Here is a 768-nt window from a genome sequence, read left to right on the forward strand (position 1 = left end):
TTCATCTTTTTTTTATAACCAGCTTCTGATGGCGAACCTGGCCCTGGTGATAGCAGAACGACGTGGTTGTCGAGCTCGTTTATTGCTTGTTCGATGGTTTCTGCCGGAATGTGGTTACGATAAATTTTGACTGAGTGACCTAATGAGCGGAATTGGTCCACAAGGTTATAGGTGAACGAGTCAAAGTTATCGATGAATACGATGTTCGCCATGTCTGCTACTCCTTGTTCGCAGGTTGAGAATGCGCTGCTTGAATAGCAGAGATAACCGCTTGAGCTTTTCCGCGTGTTTCATCGGCTTCCGCTTGAGGGTCAGAATCGAATACCACGCCTGCACCTGCTTGTACTTGAGCAATGCCGTTTTCCACGTAAGCCGAGCGAATCACGATACAAGTGTCGAGCGTGCCTTCTCCTGTCAGGTAGCCTACCGCTCCGCCATAGCTGCCACGACGAGCACCTTCAACATCGCGAATCAGTTGCATTGCACGAATTTTTGGCGCCCCAGTTAACGTGCCCATGTTCATACAAGCTTGGTAAGCGTGCAAAGCATCAAGGTCATCGCGCAACTGGCCAACCACGCGGGACACCAAGTGCATAACATGGCTGTAACGGTCAACTTTAAGGAGATCGGCAACATGACGAGTACCAGCTTGCGAGATGCGCGCTACATCATTACGAGCTAGGTCTACCAACATCATATGTTCAGCGTTCTCTTTTTTGTCGCTACGCAGTTCAAGTTCAATACGGCTATCTAAATCAAAATCGATTT

General features: G+C 48.6%; 2 protein-coding genes. Both read right to left on the minus strand.

Annotated features, from left to right (window positions below):
* On the minus strand, window positions 1–212 hold a 212-nt coding region (locus R8O10_RS24815), incomplete at its 3' end, for a glutamine amidotransferase-related protein (RefSeq protein ID WP_412035174.1).
* Between the two features lie 5 nt (window positions 213–217).
* Window positions 218–768, minus strand: a 551-nt coding sequence (locus tag R8O10_RS24820; protein ID WP_318191902.1) for a chorismate-binding protein, incomplete at its 5' end; no start/stop codon positions are given.

Source organism: Vibrio sp. 1727 (assembly GCF_033344415.1).
GTDB classification, from domain to species: domain Bacteria; phylum Pseudomonadota; class Gammaproteobacteria; order Enterobacterales; family Vibrionaceae; genus Vibrio; species Vibrio alginolyticus.